20 protein-coding genes and 1 riboswitch are annotated in these 21,062 nt (G+C 63.5%); of the genes, 10 read left to right on the forward strand and 10 right to left on the reverse strand.

Going from position 1 to position 21,062, the window contains the following annotated elements:
* Positions 1-18: 18 nt before the first annotated feature.
* From FJ940_RS09045 to FJ940_RS09075, 7 genes are all read right to left on the reverse strand, one after another.
* On the reverse strand, positions 19-1,551 hold the full coding sequence (locus FJ940_RS09045; protein ID WP_140494247.1) for a DHA2 family efflux MFS transporter permease subunit: 1,533 nt from the start codon (positions 1,549-1,551) through the stop codon (positions 19-21).
* Positions 1,552-1,861: 310 nt separating this feature from the next.
* Complete coding sequence (locus FJ940_RS09050; protein ID WP_140494249.1) at positions 1,862-3,040, reverse strand: HlyD family secretion protein; 1,179 nt, start codon at positions 3,038-3,040, stop codon at positions 1,862-1,864.
* A complete protein-coding gene (locus tag FJ940_RS09055) occupies positions 3,037-3,516 on the reverse strand; it encodes a MarR family winged helix-turn-helix transcriptional regulator (RefSeq protein WP_140495025.1) in 480 nt (159 codons plus the stop codon). The genes FJ940_RS09050 and FJ940_RS09055 overlap by 4 nt, the downstream gene beginning before the upstream one ends.
* Before the next feature lie 129 nt (positions 3,517-3,645).
* A complete protein-coding gene (locus FJ940_RS09060) occupies positions 3,646-4,665 on the reverse strand; it encodes an iron ABC transporter permease (RefSeq protein ID WP_181171752.1) in 1,020 nt (339 codons plus the stop codon).
* A gap of 8 nt (positions 4,666-4,673) precedes the next feature.
* Positions 4,674-5,621 carry an ABC transporter substrate-binding protein gene (locus FJ940_RS09065; RefSeq protein WP_140494251.1) on the reverse strand — a complete coding sequence of 316 codons (948 nt, stop codon included), beginning with the start codon at positions 5,619-5,621 and terminating at the stop codon, positions 4,674-4,676.
* Positions 5,618-6,448 carry an ABC transporter ATP-binding protein gene (locus FJ940_RS09070; protein ID WP_140656216.1) on the reverse strand — a complete coding sequence of 277 codons (831 nt, stop codon included), beginning with the start codon at positions 6,446-6,448 and terminating at the stop codon, positions 5,618-5,620. The genes FJ940_RS09065 and FJ940_RS09070 overlap by 4 nt, the downstream gene beginning before the upstream one ends.
* Before the next feature lie 256 nt (positions 6,449-6,704).
* A riboswitch (cobalamin riboswitch) is annotated at positions 6,705-6,914 on the reverse strand.
* Between the two features lie 62 nt (positions 6,915-6,976).
* The gene (locus FJ940_RS09075) at positions 6,977-8,002 is read right to left on the reverse strand and encodes a LacI family DNA-binding transcriptional regulator (RefSeq protein ID WP_140494255.1); all 1,026 of its coding nucleotides are present in this window, start codon (positions 8,000-8,002) and stop codon (positions 6,977-6,979) included.
* 181 nt (positions 8,003-8,183) lie between these two features.
* On the opposite strand from FJ940_RS09075, the gene FJ940_RS09080 reads away from it, so the two are divergent.
* From FJ940_RS09080 to FJ940_RS09110, 7 genes are all read left to right on the forward strand, one after another.
* Positions 8,184-9,215 carry a Gfo/Idh/MocA family oxidoreductase gene (locus FJ940_RS09080; RefSeq protein WP_140494256.1) on the forward strand — a complete coding sequence of 344 codons (1,032 nt, stop codon included), beginning with the start codon at positions 8,184-8,186 and terminating at the stop codon, positions 9,213-9,215.
* A 2-nt stretch (positions 9,216-9,217) separates the two neighbouring features.
* Complete coding sequence (locus tag FJ940_RS09085; protein ID WP_181169909.1) at positions 9,218-10,123, forward strand: sugar phosphate isomerase/epimerase; 906 nt, start codon at positions 9,218-9,220, stop codon at positions 10,121-10,123.
* 85 nt (positions 10,124-10,208) lie between these two features.
* Positions 10,209-11,216, forward strand: a complete 1,008-nt coding sequence (locus FJ940_RS09090; protein WP_140565111.1) for a substrate-binding domain-containing protein — start codon at positions 10,209-10,211, stop codon at positions 11,214-11,216.
* Positions 11,217-11,301: 85 nt separating this feature from the next.
* The gene (locus tag FJ940_RS09095) at positions 11,302-12,099 is read left to right on the forward strand and encodes an ATP-binding cassette domain-containing protein (protein ID WP_140560600.1); all 798 of its coding nucleotides are present in this window, start codon (positions 11,302-11,304) and stop codon (positions 12,097-12,099) included.
* Positions 12,096-13,139, forward strand: a complete 1,044-nt coding sequence (locus FJ940_RS09100) for an ABC transporter permease (protein WP_140557115.1) — start codon at positions 12,096-12,098, stop codon at positions 13,137-13,139. The genes FJ940_RS09095 and FJ940_RS09100 overlap by 4 nt, the downstream gene beginning before the upstream one ends.
* 218 nt (positions 13,140-13,357) lie before the next feature.
* A complete protein-coding gene (locus tag FJ940_RS09105; RefSeq protein WP_140494264.1) occupies positions 13,358-13,585 on the forward strand; it encodes a DUF4160 domain-containing protein in 228 nt (75 codons plus the stop codon).
* On the forward strand, positions 13,578-14,033 hold the full coding sequence (locus tag FJ940_RS09110) for a DUF2442 domain-containing protein (RefSeq protein ID WP_181169911.1): 456 nt from the start codon (positions 13,578-13,580) through the stop codon (positions 14,031-14,033). Before FJ940_RS09105 ends, FJ940_RS09110 begins: the two co-directional genes overlap by 8 nt.
* 140 nt (positions 14,034-14,173) lie before the next feature.
* Here FJ940_RS09110 and FJ940_RS09115 read toward each other — a convergent pair whose 3' ends face one another.
* The 3 genes from FJ940_RS09115 to FJ940_RS09125 are packed head-to-tail and all read right to left on the reverse strand — an operon-like array spanning position 14,174 to position 17,796.
* Positions 14,174-15,313 (reverse strand): alanine racemase, encoded by a 1,140-nt coding sequence (locus FJ940_RS09115; protein ID WP_140656220.1) that lies wholly within the window; start codon positions 15,311-15,313, stop codon positions 14,174-14,176.
* Entirely contained in the window at positions 15,310-16,602 is a 1,293-nt protein-coding gene (locus FJ940_RS09120; protein WP_140656223.1) for a D-arabinono-1,4-lactone oxidase, read from the reverse strand. The genes FJ940_RS09115 and FJ940_RS09120 overlap by 4 nt, the downstream gene beginning before the upstream one ends.
* 12 nt (positions 16,603-16,614) lie before the next feature.
* Positions 16,615-17,796, reverse strand: coding sequence for an MFS transporter (locus tag FJ940_RS09125; RefSeq protein WP_140656226.1), 1,182 nt, complete (start codon positions 17,794-17,796; stop codon positions 16,615-16,617).
* 126 nt (positions 17,797-17,922) lie between these two features.
* On the opposite strand from FJ940_RS09125, the gene FJ940_RS09130 reads away from it, so the two are divergent.
* From FJ940_RS09130 to groL, 3 genes are all read left to right on the forward strand, one after another.
* Entirely contained in the window at positions 17,923-18,549 is a 627-nt protein-coding gene (locus FJ940_RS09130; protein ID WP_181165128.1) for a TetR/AcrR family transcriptional regulator, read from the forward strand.
* A 393-nt stretch (positions 18,550-18,942) separates the two neighbouring features.
* Positions 18,943-19,239 carry a co-chaperone GroES gene (gene groES, locus FJ940_RS09135; protein WP_006203049.1) on the forward strand — a complete coding sequence of 99 codons (297 nt, stop codon included), beginning with the start codon at positions 18,943-18,945 and terminating at the stop codon, positions 19,237-19,239.
* A 69-nt stretch (positions 19,240-19,308) separates the two neighbouring features.
* Positions 19,309-20,964 carry a chaperonin GroEL gene (gene groL / locus FJ940_RS09140; RefSeq protein ID WP_140494274.1) on the forward strand — a complete coding sequence of 552 codons (1,656 nt, stop codon included), beginning with the start codon at positions 19,309-19,311 and terminating at the stop codon, positions 20,962-20,964.
* Positions 20,965-21,062 lie beyond the last annotated feature (98 nt).

Consider the following 21,062-nt stretch of genomic DNA (forward strand, 5'->3'; position numbering starts at 1 on the left):
GACAGCCGTCGGCGAATATCAATCCATATGTGCCGCCGGCGCGCCGCCAGCCGGCGCCGTCTTCGGCTTGCGCAGCAGGATCACGAACGGAATGGCGGCCAGCGTCATTATCATCAGGATTTTGAAGTCGTTGACGTAGGAGATCATCATCGCCTGGATGTTCACCATCCTGTCGACCTGGGACAATGCCATCTGGTCGCCGCCGGCCGCCGCCGGCGAAACCGCCCACAGATTGGGGTTGAACGGATTGATAAAGGTGGAAAGCTCGGCGTGATTTATCTGTGTGTTGCGCACCATGAGCACCGTCACGACCGATACGCCGATGGACGAGCCGAGGTTGCGCACAAGGCTGAACAAAGCCGTGGCATCGGTGCGGAAGCGCACGTCAAGCGTGGCGAAGGCCACCGTCGACAGCGGCACGAATACCATTCCCATTCCCAGGCCCTGGATGATGCCGGAAGTGATGATCAGCCAGTTGTCCATCTGGGGCGAGAAGCCGGCCATCGTGTAGAGCGACTGCGCGGTCAGGAGGAAGCCGATGACGACGAGGATTCTGGCGTCGACCTTGCTCATGAGCCGGCCGACGACGAGCATCGAGATCATCGTCCCCACGCCGCGCGGCCCGATCACGATGCCGATGGTGATGGTCGGATAGCCGAAGATGGTCGACAGCATCGGCGGCAGCAGCGACATGCTCGCCAGGATGAGCACGCCCATGACGAAGATGAACGCCAGCCCGGTCACGAAATTGCGGTCGAGGAAGATCTTGGGGTCGATGAAGGGATGCTCCGCGGTCATCGTGTGGATGATGAACACCCAGAAGCCGGTTATCGAAAGGCCAAGCTCGATCCAGATCTCGACCGACGAGAACCAGTCGACCTCGCCACCACGATCGAGCAGCAGCTGCAGAGCGCCGACGCCGAGCGATATCATGGCGAAGCCGAAGAAATCGAAGCTTCGCACCCGCCGCGCAATGGCCGGCAGATAAGCGGCCATGCCGAGGAAGGCGACGATGCCGACCGGCAGGTTGATAAAGAACACCCAGCGCCAGCTGAAATTCTCGGTCAGCCAGCCACCAAGCGTGGGACCCAGAATCGGCCCCAGCATAATGCCGGCGCCCCAGATGGCCATTGCCTGGCCGTGGCGTTCCTTCGGGTTGATGTCGAGCAGGAAGGTCTGCGACAGGGGCACGATCGCGGCGCCGAACACGCCTTGCATGAGCCGGAACAACACAATGGTTTCAAGGCTCCAGGCCAGGCCGCACAGCATCGAGAAGATGGTGAAGCCGACCACCGCCGTCAGGAACAGTTCCTTGCGGCCGAAACGGTCCGCAAGCCAGCCGGTGACCGGCGTCATGATCGCCGCCGCCACGATGTAGGAGGTCAGCACCCAGTTGATGTTGTCGGGCGAGGCGCCGAGATCGCCGGTCATGGTCGGCAGCGCGACGTTGGCGATCGTGGTGTCGAGCGCCTGCATGATCGTCGCCAGCATGAGCGCAACCGTGATCAGGCCACGATGCGGCACTTCTTTGAAAGGTTCTGGCGTGCTCATGATGCGGAACTTCCAGCCGGTAACAAAAACGTGTACACAGGGTTTCCGGGCGGCAAAGCCTTCCGTTGAGAGACCCTCATCGCGGTGGGACGCGATTATCGATGTGGGGGTTACATCGACCGAAAGTCTCGATTGAGCGGATGCCTGCCGCCCGGAAACATGAGGACCGACGGGTCCGTGTCGAAGATTTCAGCTTTCGATCAAGCCGCGATGCGGTTTGCCCCGAAGGCTGACCCTTTAACTCCTCCCATCAGACCAATCCCCCTGCTCAGTGCGTCCACCCGCATGATCCCCGCGGGCTTCCGCTGATTTACTTCGCGACCTCGCCAGCCGTGGCGTGGCCGAAAATGCCAGGCAGGCCGCGCGCCACGCCCGTGTCGACGGTAACGGCCGCGCTCATGCCTGTGCGCAGCATCATCTTGGCGTCGGGATCGCTCAGCTCCAGGCGGACCGGAATGCGCTGGGTGACCTTGACCCAGTTGCCGGTAGCGTTCTGGGCGGGCAGAAGCGAGAAGTCCGCTCCGGTGCCGGCGCCGATAGCCTTGACGGTCGCTTCGAAGGTCCTGCCCGGATAGGTGTCGACCACGATTTCTGCCTTCTGGCCCGGCTTCATATTGGTCAGCTGTGTTTCCTTGAAATTGGCGTCGATCCAGGTATCGCCGGTCTCGACCAGCGAGAACAGCGGCGTGCCGGAGCCGACATACTGGCCGACCTTGAAGGACGCGGCCTGGTAGACGACGCCATCGGCAGGCGCCTTCACGGTGGTCTGCGCCAGGTCGTAGGCAGCCTTGTCGCGCGCTGCGAGCGCCGACATCACGGTCGGATGTTTGTCGGTCTCGATATCGGGATTGCCGCCCAGCGCCGCCTTGGCGCTGACGATGCCCTGTTGGGCGACGGCAAGCTGCTGCTTTGCCTTATCGAGATCGTTCCTGGCCTCATCGAGCGAAGACTTGGCGTTGATGCCTTTCTGGGCGAGATCGGCGGCACGGTCGTATTGCGACTGGGCATAGGCAACTTCGCTGCTGGCGGATTTCTCCTGCGCCATGGCCTGGCTGTAGGCGGCGCGCAGCTGTTCGACGTTGAGCCGCGCGGCGGCCACCGCCGCGTCGGCCTGCGCAAGTGCGATTCGGTAAGGCTCGGGGTCAATGGCGAAGAGAAGATCGCCTTGCTTCACCCTCTGATTGTCCGAGATCGCAACCTGAACGATGCGGCCCGCCGTGTCCGAGGCGATCGATACCTTGGCCTGCTGCAGGTTGGCGTTCTCCGTCTCCTGGTAGCGCCCTCCAGTGACCCAGACATAGCCGCCACCAATGACCAACGCCGCCGGCAGTGCGAACATCAACAAGAAGCGGCCGAGACGGCGCTTCTTCTTTGGCACCGGCGCCGGCTCTGCCGGAGGTGTCATTGTAACAGGGGCCGCGGCCGGCTGCTGCGGCGCTTCCATTTCCACTTTGGCGGCGTTTTCGTCGACCTTGGCTACCGCGTTCATGCTGCTGCGCCTTCCGTATTCTTGACCTTGTCGCAGGACGGTGAATCGCCATCCGCGAGATTCTGTGCCATCGCATCCAATGCCCTGATCAGGACGCGGCGATCGTCCGGCGAAACGCCGGTCAGCGACTCCTCATAGACTTCGCCGGCGAGGCTCTTGACCTCCGCATACGCGGCACTTGCCTTGGGAGTTGGGAAGATCATGCGCACGCGGCGGTCGGCGGCGTCGGAGCGGCGCTCGATCCAGCCGCCCTCCTCCATCCGGTCAACCAGCCGCGAGACGCTGATCGGCTCGATTTCAAGCAGTTCAGCAAGCCGCGCCTGCGAAACGCCCGCTTCCTTGGCGACGCGAACCATCAGGCGCCATTGCGCCGAGGACAGGCCAAGGCCGCTGGCGCGCGCTTCGAAGCGCTTTCGCATCAGCCGCTGCACGTCGTGGATCAAAAATCCCAATCTGTCTACGCCTTCGGAAACCATGAGTGGCATATATAATAAGCGTGCTTATCATTCAAGTCCGGCATTGTTCCAGAAGCCAGCAAACGTGCATGGCAGCCGTGCAGCACAATCATGGCTGCGTCCGATGATTTTCGGCTGCCGCTACACCCATCACAAGCGGTTACGGATCAGCATGGTGACAACGAAGAAGGCGCCGAGCGAGCTGGTGATGATGCCGATCGGCAGTTCCTGCGGCGGCAGCAATGTGCGTGCCAGAAGGTCGCTTGCCAGCAACAGGACCGCCCCGAACAGCGCGCAACTTACGATCAGGCGCAGATGCAGCGGACCAGCCAGCGGCCGCGACAGATGCGGGATCATGAGGCCGACGAAGCCGATGACGCCGGCGACCGAAACCAGGATCGCGGTCGAAAACGCGGCGACCAGAAACGTCGTCCGTCGCATTCGCGCCACCGGCACGCCAAGACTTTCGGCGGCATTTTCGCCGGCCAGGAAAGCGTCCAGCCGGCGATGATTCCACAGCCCGTACGCCGCAATCGTGCCGGCCCCAAGCGCACCTAGCCAGATATTGTCCCACCGCGCCAGGCCGAGCCCGCCCATCGTCCAGAACAGCACCGAATGGGCGGCGCGCTGGTCACCGGCAAAGACCAGGTAATTGGTCAATGCGGTGAACATGAAGGAGACCGCAAGTCCGGCGAGGATCAGCCGTTCGGGGCCTTGTCCCCTCACCCGCGCAACCAGCAAAAGCACAACGCAAGCCGCCAGAATACCGCCGGTGAACGCGGCGATCGGTAGCGTCCAGATCCCGAAACTGTCGCCGAAGACGGTGATGACGGAGACAGCGCCGGCGGCGGCTCCCGACGAGAGACCGAACAGGAACGGATCGGCAAGATCGTTGCGCGTCACCGTCTGCAACAGCGCGCCGACCACGCCCAGGCCGCCGCCGAGACAGATGGCCAGGATGGTGCGCGGCAATCTGAGGTCGACGACGATCCTGCCGACCGGGCCGGACACGTCATGCCCCTTCAATCCGATCGCATGGCCAAGTGCTGCAACGACGTCGCCCAGCGGGATCATCGTCGAACCATAGGCGATCGATAGCAGCGCGAGCGCGGCCATAGCCGACGCGGCCGCCATCATGGCCAATACGAATGCCTTGTGCCGCAAAGTCATCTTCCCGGTTAAAATGCTTCCGGATGCATCGCCCTGGCGATCTTGCCGATCGCTTCGATGTTGGCCGGTCCGGGTGTCAGTTCGGCATAGCGAAGCGCCACGAAGCGTTCGTTCTTGACCGCGTCTATCTCCTTCATTGCCGGATGCGCTTTCAGGAAATCGAGCAGCTTCCGGTAGCCGCCGCCATCCTGATAGTCGAGCAGGATGAGGAATTGCGGATTGCGCGAGGCCACCGTCTCCCAATCCGTGTTGCCCCAGCTGGTGTCCATGTCGGCCATGATGTTGTCGCCGCCGGCCGCGGAAATCATGGCGTTGGGAATGGCGAACTTGCCTGATGTGAACGGCTTGTCCTCGCCGGAATCATAGAGGAAGACGCGCGTTCCCCTGCGGTCGCCGACCTTTGCGGCGATTTCGGCGAGCTGCGCCTTCCAGCCGGAGACGAGCTTATCCGCTTCGGCCTCCTTGCCGAAGATCTTGCCCAGCTTCTCGACATCGCCATAGAGCAGGTCCATCGAAGCGGCAGGCCGGTTCTTGTCGAGATGGACGCAGCTTTCCGTCAGCACCAGGGTCTTGATGCCGTGTGGCGCCAGCGTATCGGGCGTCACCTCGCCGCCCGGCTTCATGCCGTAATACCAGCCGGCGAAGAAGAAGTCGGGCTCGACAGCGACCAGGTTTTCCAGCGTCGGATATTTGGGCGCCAGTTCCGGGATCGAGCCTTGCTCGGCCTTGAATTCGGGGCCGACCTTGTACCATCCGGTGATGCCGGTCAGGCCGACGATCGACGGCTGCAGCTTCAGGGCGAAGGCCATCTCGGCCATGTTGAGATCGTGAATGACAGCGCGCTTTGGAGGCGCGTCGAAGGTCAGCGACTTGCCGCAGCTGTCGACCGTCACCGGAAAGGCGAAGGCCGTAGAGGCCAGCAGGGAGAAGGCAAGAGATACGGCAAGGCGTTTCACGGATGTTGCTCCTTCGTTGCACGGGAATTGGATCTGCGCTCACGAAGATGCGCGGCACGGTTCGGAACCTCGAACACCGTCAGCTCGCGGTCCTCCGTCGGGTGGCGCAACCTAAAGACGTCGACACCGAAGATCTCGCGGATCAGCTGCTGAGTGAGTGCTTCGCGTGGCGGCGCCAGCACATGCAACCGGCCATGGCCCATCACCGCGACCCTGGTGGCGAAAGGCGTCACCAGCGCCAGATCGTGCAGCACCGCGATCACGGTCATGCCGAGGCCTGCAACCAGTTCGAGCAACTCGCTGCGCGCCCGCGGGTCGAGATGGTTGGTCGGCTCGTCGAGGAACAGGATCTTCGGCTCCTGTGCGATGGCGCGGGCAAGCTGGGCGCGCTGGCGCTCGCCGCCCGACAGCGAGCCGATGGTGCGGCCAAGCAGCGGCAACAGCCCGGTCCGGCGCAGCGCCTCGACGACAATGTCGCGTTCCTCGCTCCTGTGCCTGCGGCCGGTATGCGGAACCCGGCCGAGCTCGACATAATCGATCACCGCCAGCCGTGGATCCGGTTGATCGGTCTGGCCGACGACGGCGATGTGCAGCGCCCGCTCGGCGGTCGAAATCCTGTCCAGCAGGCGCCCGGTGAGCTTCACTTCGCCCGAACTCGGCCGCAGCATGCCCGACAGCATGCGCAGCAATGTCGTCTTGCCGGCGCCGTTGGGACCGATGATGGCGAGACGGTCGCCCGCCGCCACCGAAAGGCTGACCGGATGCACCAGATGCAGGCCATCCGCCGCCGCGGCCAGGTCGCGGGCCTCGAGAAGCGGCGCGGTCATGGGCAATTCCTTGCAGGGCCTGCCGGAATACGGGCCAGCGTCTTGCTTGCCAATCCTGCCGGACGCTGGCCTGAATTCACCTCGGTGGCGATATCGCGGCAAAGCGTGCACACGATGATGCGATGCATGGGAATGCAGTGAATGCGATCGATGGAGCCGTCCAACTTCCGTCACTTTCAAAAATGGCGACGGAAGGAAGCTGGCTTGAACCGGTCGACAAGACCGAACCCCGCGTCTCCTCCCGGCACACCCCGTCCGGTCAACCCATGCAGATGGCAGGTCTCCTGGCTCGCGGGTCGTTGCGCCATCCTGCCTTCCCAGCCTTGCCGGCCAGTGGCTTCTCGGATTTTGCTCGCCGCTTACAGTTGCGGGGGCAGCCATGGCTTCGACCCGAAAATCGGGCCTCACCATGTTCCCTTTTCACCCCTCGCCTTGCGGCGCGGGGACCATCACGAGTCGCAGCCTAGGATGCAGGCAGCGTCGAGGCAAGGTCGATGCATGTTCTGTTATAACGATACAAACGTGTGGTCAATCACTATCGCGCGCCACCAGTTCCAGCGGCCAGACCTCGCGAATGATCTCTGGCCCTTTCGCGCCGGCGAAAGCCGGGAGCGAGGCGAGCAGGATTTCGCCGAGCCGCCGCCCCATCGGGTCAAGGCTCGGACGAAAGCCGGTCAGCGCCGGCGAGAAATAACGGCAGAGCGGCGTGTCGACGATGACGATCACCGCGACATCCTGCCCGGGCTTGATCCCCATTTCGGCGAGCGCTTTGCAGCCGCCGAGCGCCATCGAGTCGTTGTTGAAGATAATCGCGGTCGGCGGATCCTTCGACCGCATGACTTGCGGTGTCACCGCGTAGCCACCGGCTTCGTTGATAAAACCGTCCACAATCAGGCCGGGATCGACTTCGATGCCGTGCCGCCGCAGCGCCTTGCAATAACCCTCCAGAAACAGATAACCGAAATTCAGGTCAAGCGACGGCCGGATGGCGGCGATGCGGCGGTGGCCACGCGCAACCAGCCGGTCGACCGCATCGGCGCCCGCCTTCTCGAAATCCAGATCCAGAGAGGGATAGCTGTCGTCGCCGGACCGGCTTCGGCCGAGCGTCGCGAAGGGAAAGCCGGCCTTGCTCAGATAGTCGATGCGATCGTCCTCGCGCCGCGTCCAGGCCAGTACGACGGCATCGGCACGACGCGTCTCGACGACGCGGCGCAGCCGCTCCTGTTGATAATCCGCCGGCGCGCCCATGACGATGATCAGGTCCAGCCCGCACTCGGCCAATGTCGCTTGCAGTCCGGTGAGGAACGGAATGAAGAACGGCTCGCCATACTGCTGGTCGCCCGGATGCGGCTGCAGCATGAAAGCCACGGCATGGGTGGTGCCGCGGCGTAAGTTCCTGCCCGAGTGGTTCGGTGAATAATTGAGCTTCCGGGCCGCCTCGAGCACGCGCTGGCGTGTCTCGGCGTTCACGTCGGCGCGCCCGTTAAGCGCGCGCGAGACTGTACCGATCGAAATGTTCAGGTGCCGCGCAAGATCGTGAATGCTGGACGCCAAGACCTCCCCCTCCTGCTTCTGGCTAGCACCAGCCGGTCGTGCGGCCAAGGCGTTTCAGAGCCGACGGTACAAATCCGATTGACAATATATGCCATCGGGTGTGTCATCGTAAACGTTTACGGAAGTCATTTACGGACTGCCGTGGGTGCCAGCCAGGAGGGGTTGGCCGGAGGAGCGCTGGATGATGCACGTCGTCCTGGTCGGGTGCGGAGCCATGAGCAAAACCTGGCTCGAGGCCATCAGCCAATCCCCTGCCGTCAAGATCGTCGGTCTCGTCGACCTCGACGCCGACAGGGCGCGCCAGCGGGCACGCGAATACGACCTCGCCGGGGTCGCGATCGGGACCGATCTCGACGTCGTTCTCTCCCAGACCAGACCCGATGCGGTGTTCGACGTGGTCGTGCCTGCCGCCCGTCGCGCCGTGGCGAATTCGGCCTTTGCCCATGGCTGTCATCTGTTGACGGAAAAGCCGCTGGCCGACAGCCCGGACAATGCGCGCGCCATCATCGACGATGCGCGGCGCGCCCGGCGCATCCATGCCGTGGTGCAGAACCGCCGCTACGTCGCCAACGTCCGGCGCATCCGGCGCTTCCTCGGCTCCGGCGCCATCGGCGCTGCGACCAGCATCCATGCCGATTTTTTCATTGCGCCGCATTTCGGCGGTTTCCGCGAAGGCATGCGCCATGTGCTGCTGCTCGACATGGCGATCCATACATTCGACGCCGCCCGCTACATGGTCGATGGCGAGCCGACCGAAGTGTATTGCCGGGAATGGGAGCCGGCCAATTCCTGGTACCGGCAGGGATCGTCGGCAAGCGCCACCTTCGAGCTCGGCCAGGGCAAGATGTTCACCTATCGCGGCAGTTGGTGCGCCGACGGTTTCCGCACCAGTTGGGAAGGCAGTTGGCGCATCGTCGGCGAACGCGGCAGCCTGACCTGGGATGGTCATGACGAGTTGAAGGCCGAAGCCGTGCTGCCGGAACGCGAAGGCCTGCTCGACAAGGTCGTGTCGGTAGCGGTGCCGCCGCTCGACCCTGCCGACCGCATCGGCGGGCATCTCGGCGTCATGGAAGATTTCGTCCGCGCCGTGGAAACCGGCACCGAGCCGGAGACGCGCGGCGCCGACAATATCAAGAGCCTGGCCATGGTTTTCGCGGCGATCGAAAGCGCCGAGACCGGGCGCCGGATCGAAATCCCCAGGCAGGAAGGATGACCATGGCGGACCCGCTTCTCGACATCAGGATCGGCACCATGGTGCGGGCCAATCTCGAAGACCCGGCCGCCTATGTCAGGCAGATCCTGCCGCTCGGTTTCGAGAGCGTCCAGCCCTTCTTCTGGCAGACGCTGGGCGGCAAGGACCTGGGGCGGCTCGCCGGCGAGATCCGCGACGCGATCGGCGATGCCGATGTCAGCGTCAGCTCGATCGGCGTGTTCGGCAATCCACTCGAGAGCGGCGACACCGACCGCGGCGTGCTCAAGGCCTGGGAAACGGCGATCGACAGCGCGCATCTGTTCGGCACCAATCTGGTCAGCGGTTTTACCGGCCGCATCCGCGGCAAGCCGCTGACCGACAGCCTGCCGCGCTACCGCGAAGTCTGGGGCGAATTGGCCAAACGCGCGGCCGACAAGGGCGTGCGCATCGCCTTCGAGAATTGCGCCATGGATGGCAACTGGGCCGCCGGCGACTGGAACATCGCCCATAATCCGGACGCCTGGGAACTGATGTTCAACGAATTGCCGGATGAGAATCTGGGTCTGGAATGGGAGCCCTGCCATCAGTTGGTCTATCTGATCGACCCGATCCCGCAGATCCGCAAATGGGCGCATCGCATCTTCCATGTCCACGGCAAGGACGCGACGGTGCGCTGGGATGTCATACGCGAGCACGGCGTCTTCGGCCGCCTGCCCTTCGTGCAGATGCGCACGCCCGGCTTCGGCGACAGCGACTGGACGCGGGTGATCAGCGAATTGCGGCTGGCCGGATACAAGGGCGCCATCGACATCGAAGGTTGGCACGACCCGGTCTATCGCGACGATCTTGAAATGACAGGCCAGGTCCGCGCGCTGGAATACCTCCAGCAATGCAGGGGAGGCCTGAGCTACCTGCCGAACCCGACGTGAGGATTGGCCGGCGGGAGGAGCCGGACGGGATTGCCGAAGCAGATGTCGAAACCCTCGCTCGCGAGGACAAAAGGGAGGAACGTGCATGAGCATCGCCAAGAGAACGACACTTCTGCGCACGACCGTGGTGGCGACCGCCACGGCGCTCGCCGCCGCCATCTCCACCTTGCCGGCACAGGCGCTCGACGCGCAATGGTGCAAGGACGTCCACATCCGTTTCTTCGTCGGCGGCGCCGAGGGCGACGCTTTCGGCACCATTGTCTACAATGGCGCCAAGCAGGCTGCGGCCGATCTCGGACCGAAAGTGGATTACATCTTCTCAGGCTGGGACATCGAAAAAATGGTCCAGCAGCTGCGCGAGGCGGTCGCCGTCAAGCCCAACGGTATTGCCATGATGGGCCACCCCGGCGACGCCGCCATCATGCCGCTGGCCGAACAGGCGCATAAGGACGGCATCAAGATGATGTACCAGAACGTGCCGGTGCCGACGGTGGTGACGGCCTTCGGCGGCGGCTATGTCGGCGCGCAGCAGGAACAGCAGGGCCGCGCGCTCGGCGCGGAAGCCTTCAAGCTGGCCAAGCTCAAGGCCGGTGACAAGGCGATCATGATCGGCCCGTTCGAGAACGAGAGCCGCGGCGCCCGCGAGCGAGGAACCGTCTCCGCCTTGAAAGAGGCCGGCATCGATGTCGTTCAAATCAATTCCGCAACCGAATGGGCAGCCGATCCGAATCTGGCGATCCCGGTGATCACCGCCGCCTTGCTCAACAACCCCGGCGTGAAGGCCGTCGGCTACCCCGGCGGACAGATGCTCGGCAACGTCCAGACCTATATGACGGCGGCGGGCCGGAAGCCGGGCGACATCTTCAATTTCGGCTTCGACACCAGCCCGCAGATCGTGGAAGCCTTCAAGGGCGGCTGGGTGCAACTGACCGCCGACCAGCAGCCGTTCATGCAGGGCTATCTGCCGATCCTCAGCCTCTGCCAGCAAGTGGTGCTGGGGCTGGCACCGATGAATGTCGATACCGGCGCCGGCTTCGTCACGCCTGAGAATTACAAGATCGTCGCCGAACTGGCCAAGCAGGCACTGCGCTGACCTCCCAAGCCGCCGGCCGGGGGCTCAGGCCCGGCCGGCGGGACCGCCGGCGAGGCCCGGCATGCGACAAGCAAGCGAGGACCCGATGGCCGAACGCATCATCGAACTGCGCGACATCACGAAATCCTACGGCCAGGTTTACGCGCTTGGCGGGGTCAATCTCAGCGTCGACCGCGGCGAGGTGGTCGGACTGATCGGCGACAATGGCGCCGGCAAGTCGACGCTGATCAAGATCCTCGCCGGCGCGGTCAAGCCGACCAACGGCGAGATCCTCGTTCGCGGCAAGCCGGTCACCGGCTGGAACGCGGCGCGCTCGCGCGACGCCGGCATCGAGACCGTGTTCCAGGACCGGGCGCTGGCCGTGCAGCAGACCATCGTGCGCAATATCTTCATGGGACGCGAACTCACCGGCTTCCTCGGCTGGCTGAAAGTCGGCACCGAAATCAGGGAGGCGAGCCGGCTTATGCGCGAGATCGGCTTCACTTCGAAAGTGTTCACACCGCAGTCCGTCGTCGGCCAGCTTTCCGGCGGCGAGCGCCAGGGCGTGGCGATCGCGCGCGCCATCTACAAGCAGGCCGACCTGATCATCCTCGACGAGCCGACAACGGCTCTGTCGCTGACCGAAACCGCCAAGGTCTTCCACTTCGTGCGCCAGGTGCGGGCGAGCGGGCGCTCGATCCTGTTCATCGGCCACAACATCCACCATGTCTTCGACATCGCCGACCGTTTCGTCGTGCTCGATCGTGGCACTGTGGCGCTGCAGGCCGACAAGCGCGACATCAAGTCGGCCGACACGCTCGTCAATTTCATGGAAGACCTCGCGCATCCCGGCGGACTGCCCGGCTTGGGCGAAGCCCAGCGCGCGGAGGACACAAGGCCATGAGCAACATCGCCGAGCCCAATCGCCAGGCTCCCTCGCCCCATACCGAAATGGGCGAAGCGGCGTGGAAGCACCCGTCGGATCATTTGCTGCGCGGCTTCGTTCTCGACAATCGCGCGGCGCTGGGCACGCTCGGCGTTTTCGTGGTGATGATGGTCGCCTTCACCATCGCCAATCCGACGGTGTTCACCACCTGGTTTCTTTACAGCTCCGTGCTGACCACGCTGCCGGTCGCGCTGTTCGTGGTCGTGCCGCTGGTCTTTGTCGTCACCGCCGGCGAAATCGACCTGTCATTTCCGGCGACGATGGGTTTTGCCTCCTGGGTTTTCGCGCTGGTCGTTCAGGCCGGCTACGATCCCTTCCTCGGCATCGTCGCAGCACTCGCCACCGGCATGCTGCTCGGCTTCCTAGTCGGCGTGCTGGTCGTCTATGGCAGCCTGTCGTCGCTGATCGCCACGCTCGGCATGAACTTCCTGCTGCGCGGGCTGATCCAGATCATCAACGAAGGCAAGTCGACCGCGCTGCCGACGCTCGGGCAAAGCTGGACCTATACGATCTTCTCCAGCCAGGTTTACGGGATTCCGGTACAGATCCTGTGGGCGCTCGCCTTCGTCGTGTTCGCCGCGCTGCTCTACAACCGCCACCGCTTCGGCGCGCAGGTGAAGGTGGTCGGCGACAATCCCGACAGCGCCCAGCAGATGGGCATCGACGTCAAGCGGGTGAAGGTCAAGGTGTTCGTCTTCGTCGGCATCGGGGCCGCGATCGGCGGCACCTTCTCGACGATGATCAACTTCACCTGGTGGCCAACCGCCGGCGACGGCTATCTGTTGCCGGTGCTGGCTTCGGTGTTCGTCGGCGGCACGCCGACCTGGGGCGGCATCGGTACCGTGCTTGGCGGCGCGATCGGCGCGCTGACGGTGGCGTTCATCCAGACCGGCGTCGTCGCTGCCGGCCTCAGCGGCTTCTATGTGCAGTTCTTCAACGGGCTGATCATCATCCTGTCGCTGCTTGGCCACCGCTGGAACCAGGCGCGCTACCGCTGAAACGCTACCCAAGGCCGGCCGTTCGGCGCGACCGTCCGAGCTCAATCCGGTAGCGACAACGGCGGCCGCGCGGACGAGAACGCAGGGCCGGGGTCGTCGATTTACGTCACGCGCAATATCGATCAAACTGATGAAATGCGACGCTTTGGTGCACCCAGTGCACTTTCGCTTGATTTAGTGCACCCTCTGCATTAAATTTGGCGCGATGGAACAGCCACATGCCCACTTTGAAGGTTCTCGACGGCATCAAGATTCAGGTCTTTGCGGATGACCATAACCCGCCTCACTTTCACGCGTTGAAGGGTGAGTATGAAGTCCTGATCAGGATTGGCTCATGGAACGTGTTGCGTGGCCAAATGCGTCGCAAAGACCTCGATGCCGTAATCGCTTGGGCTAACTCGCATGAAGAGGAGTTGCGCAATGAATGGACCCGCCTCAATGGTTGACGATATCGTAACAGTCGGCAATCCGCTCCCCAGGATCGCCTTGGTCACCATGATTGATGGCCGCCGCGTGCGCATCACCTGGCGAGACGGCCGCTCCAATACGGTTGACCTGAATCCAGTGTTGAATAGCCATCGACACTTCATTCCGCTTCGCGACGATGACGAGCTGTTTGGAACCATGCGGGTTAACGAAGACGGCAATGCAATCGAGTGGGACGGGGGAATCGAGTTGTCAGCCGAATGGATCGATACCCTGCCCTCAATTGGTATGGAGAACCGGGAATTCCGCCATATCATGGACGATCTGCTGAAATTCTCGCTTGAGGGGATGGCGCTCCAGTTGGAAATCTCCAGGCGCCAAATTGCCAACTATAGAGGATCGACACCGATCCCCAATTCAATCGCGTTGGCTACTCGATATCTCGCCGAGAAGGCCGGTCAACGATGACCCCGTCTGGAGGCGGATAGGCTCGCTGACTGTTCCAAGCATGCGGCTGCTGGCCGCCAGCGCATCGTGGCTTTGGGTTGTCGGTCGGTCTGTTACATCGAAGCGTCTGGTTTGGCCTCATCGTAACGAGGCACCATGCCCTACCCCATCGGCAGCGCGGGCCAGCGGTCCACGAGGCTGTCGCCCGAAAAGACCGCGATCGATCCGAACTGCTGCAGCACCGCCTCGCTTTGCGTCGGACGCAGGAAGACGTAGTCGCCGGACCTGGTGGTGGCATCGCCGGGCAGGCCCATGAATTGCTGGTTCGAAGAAAGGCCAAGCAGGCCATTGGCCTTCATGCCTTCGGGAAACACCGGTTCGGCCATCCATTTGCCGCCATAGAGATAGCAACCCTTGCGCGGAAACCGGCCGACCGTCTGCAGCAGGCGGGTGACCGCCGGCGGGCCTGGCAGCATCGGCTCGACCACCTTGAGGATCGGCGTGGCGATGAAGGCCGCGGGCTGGAAGCCGTCGAGGCCGGGCGTGTCGAAATCCCCGGGCAGCACGAAGGCCGACCCGATCGACACTTCGTTGGCCATGCCGCCATGGTGAAGCAGTGCCGTCTTCGAGCCGCCGATGTTCAGTATTCGGCGCTGGTCCTCGCCGAGAGCCGCGATGAACGCCGCGGCCCGCTGCGACGCCTCTGCCAGCGCCTTTTTGGGACCGCCGAACAGACCGGGAATGTGCGGCGCGTGCGCCTCGTAGGCCATGACGCCTTCGCAGCGCAGCCGGGCGGGCAGCGCGTTCAATGCCTTCGACAGCGCGCGCGGTTCCGGGAACCCGCCCCGATGCAGCCCGACATCGATCTCGAAAGCGATGCGCAACCCGACGTCCAGTTCGGCGGCCAGAGCGCCGCATTCCGCCAGTCTCTCCTCGCTGTCGATCAGCCAGCAGATACGCGACCAGTCGGCGGTACTGCTTGAAATCGCCTGCTTTGCCGCGCCGACCGGCATCGGCTTGCCGTAGAGCATGTCGGCATCGGGAAAAGCGTCGAGCACGGCCCTTGTGATCGACGGATGAAACGTCATGAAGCGATGGGTGCCGAGCGCCCCGGCGATGTGCGAAAGCAGCGGCAGGCAAGCAAGCGACTTGTCGACCAGCCGCACGGCAAGGCCGGGCGCCAGTCTCTGCTTCACCAGGTCGATGTTGCGGTCCAGCCGGTCGCGGTCGAGCACGAGACAAGGCTGAAAGACGCCGGCCGCCCTCAACGCATCCGACAGCGCGGTGAAATAGCCGCTCATTGGCCGATGCCGAACAGGCCGGCCATGTAGGGCGAGACGAAACGGTTCTCGGGATCGATGTCTCCCCGAACGGCCATGGCATCATCCCAGCGCGGATAGAGCTTTTTGAGATCCGCCGCCTTTAGGCTGTGCATCTTGCCCCAATGCGGCCGGCCGCCATGCCTGCGGAAGATCGGCTCGGCCGCCCGCATGAAGGGCTCAGGGTCGTTGGCGGCATCGTGGTGAATGGCGATCGAGCAGGTCAGACGCTTGTAGAAGGGCGAAAGCCAGAACATGTCGGGTGCCACCGAGCGCACCTCCATCGGAAAATAAACTTCCGGAAAGTGCTTCTCGGTCAGCTCGATGATCTGCGTGATCACCTTCGGCCCCTCCTCGAAGGGCAGATGATACTCCATCTCGTTGAACTTGGTCTGCCGGTCGCTGGCATAGACGTTGAGCCAGTCCTGCACATAATCCTCGGCCGGCACTTTCTTCACGGCGCCGCGGATCAAGGAGCGGCGCAGCCATGGCAGCCGGCGCAGCGCCCTGCTCAGCTTGCGTAGCGTCGCCAGGCCGGCCTCGTCGTGCTCGGTAGGCCTGGTGGTCGGGTTCGCGTCGCTGAGGTCGCTGGCGATGAACTGCGCGTAGCCGGAAAACGGGATGTAGTAGAATTCGGCCGACCGGTGCGCGGCCATCATCGTCTCGAAATCGCGCAGCATGTCGGCGATCGGCAGCACCCACTTGCGGCGGCGCAGCCGGTAGGTCGCGATGTTGTTCAGCGTGACTTCGCTCAAGATGCCGAAGGCGCCGAGAGCGACCCCCATCGCATGGATCATATCCTGGTCGCGGGTCCGATCGAATTCGCGCAACTCGCCCCGCCCGTCCACGATCTGCACCGTCTCCAACTGGGTGTGATAAGCGCCCAGCGTCAGCCCGGAACCATGGGTGGCGGTGCCCAGCGCGCCGCCGATCGCCTGGCGGTCGATGTCGCCCATATTTGGCAGGCCCTGGCCGATGCCGTGCAGCATGTGCATTAGCGGGCCGAGCCGGGTCCCTGCCCGCACCCGCGCGCGATGGCTTTGTATGTCGTGCGAGACCAGCCCCTCGATCTTCTCCAGGGAAACGATCGAGCCTTGCGATGCCACCAGCGCTGTGAAGGAGTGGCCAGCACCCGCCACCCGCAGCGGCCCAGGTGCCGTGCGCACCAGATCGGCAAGCTCGCCGGCGTCGGTTGGAGTGGCGATCAGCTTCGGCTCGGCGCGCACGAAGCCCGACCAGTTGCTCCAGTTCCGCGCGGTGATCGTCGACATCCAGCCGTCCCGTCAGACGCGCCGACGGCGCATAGTGGCCACGAACAGGCCAAGCAGGGCCACGCTGGCAAACGCGCTTGCCGCGGCGAATTCCGGCACGGGCCGGAAATCCTTGCCATTGATGAGCAGCGACGCCGCCACCGGCCCGATCGCCAGGCCGAAGAGCTGTGCGGCCGGCACCAGCAGCACGGCGGTACGCGTCTCGTCGGCCGTGATCGCCAGCCGGATCTGATAGGGTACGATGAACAACAGGATGAAGCCCATGACCAAGGCGGCGATCCAGAATGTCGTCAGGCCAGGTGCGCTGGCAAGAACAAGGGAGGAGACCAGCGCGACGGCACCGATGGCCGTAATGGCAATGCGGTAATCGATGCGCGCCTCGAACACGGTCGCCGTCATCGCGCCCAGGACCTGCGTCGCCAGGCTGGCCGAGACGATCAGACCGACGGTCCAGCTATCAATCCCATATTGCGCACCGAGCGGTTCCAGGAAGGCCCAGATCGCGCCGAAGAACATGAAGTAGCAGAACACCGACAATAGCGCGGTGATCGACGGAACCGTCAGCACATTAGCCAGGTTCTCCCCTTTCGGCAGGTCGGCGTAGTCACCGGGTACGGTGAAAGCGGCCGCCAGCGAGACGACGCAGACGACGGCAAGCACGATGAAGCCGCCGGACGACCCCGCCTCGGGAATGACATAGAGTGCCAAAAGCAGAGCGAGCGCACATTGCGCCAGGGTCTGCAGCGTCACGAAATAGCCGCCGATGCGCTCCGCCCGGCGCGAACGGGCGATCAGTTCAGTGGCGATCGCGACCAGGCCGCCCTCAGCCAGCCCGGCGATGGCGCGGGCGGCGATCAACGCATTGGCGCTTGCGGCATGGGCGGTCCATACATTCGCCAGGGCCAGCAGGATCAAAAGGACGGCGCTTTTCCAGCGCATGTTGCGCGCGGAAAGCAGCATCGCCACCACGGCTGAACCGACGGCGATCGCGATCATCTCCGCCGTGGCGACCAGCGCCAGTTCATCGCCGCTGACATGGCCCTCGGTGTAGAGCGCGCCAAGCAGCACGGGCTGAAGCCCGAGGATCAGCAGCCCGACCGAGCCGATCCATAATGCGGAGCCGAGCTCGACGCCGGTCGGGTTGCCGACCAGCCAATCGCCATTTTCCGCTTGTACGGCTTGCGTCGCAGTCACGAGGCGCCTCCCAACGTCCTTGCAGTGCGATAAAAAAGCTGACAACTTGTCAGCATTACGAAACTGATACTTGATCATGTTTCTTGTCAACCGGGAATTTTGAAGCTCTCGCGAGAGATTGGGCGCATGGCGGAAGCAAGGCGGATGGCGACGGCGCCGAGGCGCAGGCCCAAGCAGGAGCGGAGCCGCGAACGCATCGACGCGATCCTTTCGACGACCATGCGGCTGATCGGCGAAAAGGGCATCGACGCGGTGACGATGAAGGAAGTGGGCGCACTGGCGGGCGGACCGATCGCCACCGTCTACCATTATTTCCCCAACAAATCGGCGATCCTGGCGATGCTCTATGAGCGCTTCTCGGAGGAAAGCCGCGCACGCTTCGGCGAGATCATCGCCGAAATAAGTGGGCTTGAGGACGTGACGGCTGCCGCGGACCGCATGATCGAGGACTATTACCGGCGCGTGGCCGACGACCCGGCCATCCAGGATCTGCAGAACGCGATACAGGCTGACAAGGCGCTGCAGAACCTCGACATTGCTGAGACAAGGCACCAGGCCAAGATGTTCTGCGACCACGTCGCTCCGATGCTGCGGCCCGACCGGCGCGAAGACTTCGCGCGCGTGGTGTTCCTGATCTTCCAGCTTGCCGGCGGCGTCGTGCGGCTAGCGCTGACGCAGGACGAGAAGGAAGGCCGCCGCACGATCGACGACTACAGGTCCATCATCCATACGCAGCTGAGATTGTTTCTGTAGTTTTCGGCGGCGGCTTTCGCGCCCCTCTCCCGTGACATCGACACGTCTTGCGTATCGAAGTATCGGGCGGCAGGATCTCTGACCGATAGCGGCAAAGCACCCCTCCGCGCCTTGTTTTGCCGTCGATTGCGGGAGGAACCGGCGCATTTCGCATGAAAGGCCAGCGGCAACTGGCACGTTCTGCGAGCGGGCTTTCGCGGAAAACAAAATTTCGCGCCGCTGTCCGCTCGCGCGCGCCTTGACTCTCGCCAGCCAGCAGCCTATTTCACCGCCACGTTAGCACTCGCCCTGGGTGAGTGCTAACCACAGGTCCGGTACCGCCGGGCTTTGTAGATTGTCCGGCTTCGCCGGACGGAGGAACTGTTTCTCACCGTTCTCATCGAGGAAGAAAACATGGCAAAGTCGAAGTTCCGCCCGCTTCATGACCGCGTGGTCGTACGTCGGGTCGAATCCGAATCCAAGACCGCCGGCGGGATCATCATCCCCGACACGGCGAAGGAAAAGCCGCAGGAAGGCGAGATCATCGCCGTCGGCTCCGGCGCCCGCGACGAAGCTGGCAAGCTCGTGCCCCTGGACGTCAAGGCTGGCGACCGCATCCTGTTCGGCAAGTGGTCGGGCACCGAAGTCAAGCTCAATGGCGAAGACCTTCTGATCATGAAGGAATCCGACATTATGGGCATCATCGGCTGAATATCGGCCTTCCCATCAACTGAATCTTAAATCTTCGGGCTCGATCCGAGCCCCTGCCAGGAGTTGAACATGGCTGCCAAAGACGTAAAATTCTCCCGCGACGCCCGTGAGCGCATGCTGCGCGGCGTCAACATCCTCGCCGACGCGGTGAAGGTCACGCTCGGCCCCAAAGGCCGCAACGTCGTCATCGACAAGTCGTTCGGCGCACCGCGCATCACCAAGGACGGCGTCACCGTCGCCAAGGAAATCGAACTTGAGGACAAGTTCGAGAACATGGGCGCGCAGATGGTCCGCGAAGTCGCTTCGAAGACCAACGACATCGCCGGCGACGGCACCACGACCGCGACCGTTCTGGCGCAGTCGATCGTCCAGGAAGGCCACAAGGCGGTTGCCGCCGGCATGAACCCGATGGACCTGAAGCGCGGCATCGACCTGGCCGTGACCGAAGTGGTCGCAGCTCTCGGCAAGGCCGCCAAGAAGATCAAGACCTCCGAGGAAGTCGCCCAGGTCGGCACCATCTCGGCCAATGGCGACGAGTCGGTCGGCAAGATGATCGCGGAAGCGATGCAGAAGGTCGGCAACGAAGGCGTCATCACCGTCGAGGAAGCCAAGACCGCCGAGACCGAGCTGGAAGTCGTCGAAGGCATGCAGTTCGACCGCGGCTATCTCTCGCCCTACTTCGTCACCAACCCCGACAAGATGGTTGCCGATCTCGAGGACGCCTACATCCTGCTCCACGAGAAGAAGCTCTCCAATCTGCAGGCCATGCTGCCGGTCCTGGAAGCGGTCGTGCAGACCTCCAAGCCGCTGCTCATCATCTCGGAAGACGTCGAAGGCGAGGCCTTGGCCACGCTGGTCGTCAACAAGCTGCGCGGTGGCCTGAAGATCGCCGCCGTCAAGGCTCCGGGCTTCGGTGATCGCCGCAAGGCCATGCTGGAAGACATCGCCATCCTCACTGGTGGCCAGGTCATCTCCGAAGACCTCGGCATCAAGCTCGAGAATGTCGGCCTCAACATGCTCGGCCGCGCCAAGAAGGTGTCGATCTCGAAGGAGAACACCACCATCGTCGACGGCGCCGGCAAGAAGGCCGAGATCCAGGGCCGCGTTGCCCAGATCAAGCAGCAGATCGAGGAGACCACCTCGGACTACGACAAGGAGAAGCTGCAGGAGCGTCTGGCCAAGCTCGCCGGCGGTGTTGCCGTTATCCGCGTCGGCGGTGCGACCGAAGTGGAAGTGAAGGAAAAGAAGGACCGCGTCGATGACGCCCTCAACGCGACCCGCGCGGCCGTGGAAGAAGGCATCGTTGCCGGCGGTGGCGTGGCCCTGCTGCGCGCTTCGGGCAACCTCAAGGCCACCGGCGTCAACTCCGACCAGGCCGCCGGCATCAACATCGTTCGCCGCGCACTGCAGGCCCCGGCCCGTCAGATCGCTGCCAACGCCGGTGCGGAAGCATCGATCGTTGCTGGCAAGATCCTCGAGAACAAGGGCGCGACCTTCGGCTACAACGCCCAGACCGGCGAATATGGCGACATGATCGCCATGGGTATCGTCGATCCGGTCAAGGTCGTGCGTACGGCTCTCCAGGACGCGGCCTCGGTCGCCGGCCTGCTGGTCACCACCGAAGCCATGATCGCGGAGGCTCCGAAGAAGGAGTCGGCTGGCGGCGGCATGCCTGGCGGCATGGGCGGCGGCGGCATGGGCGGTATGGGCGGCATGGACTTCTAATCCAGCCATCTGCTTTATGCATGCGGAAAGGGCGGCAGCGATGCCGCCCTTTTCTTTGCACATTCAGGCTTTGCTTCAGCGTAGTCGGTTGGAACCAG

The sequence above is a fragment of the Mesorhizobium sp. B2-3-7 genome, assembly GCF_006442695.1.
In the GTDB taxonomy this organism is placed as follows: domain Bacteria; phylum Pseudomonadota; class Alphaproteobacteria; order Rhizobiales; family Rhizobiaceae; genus Mesorhizobium.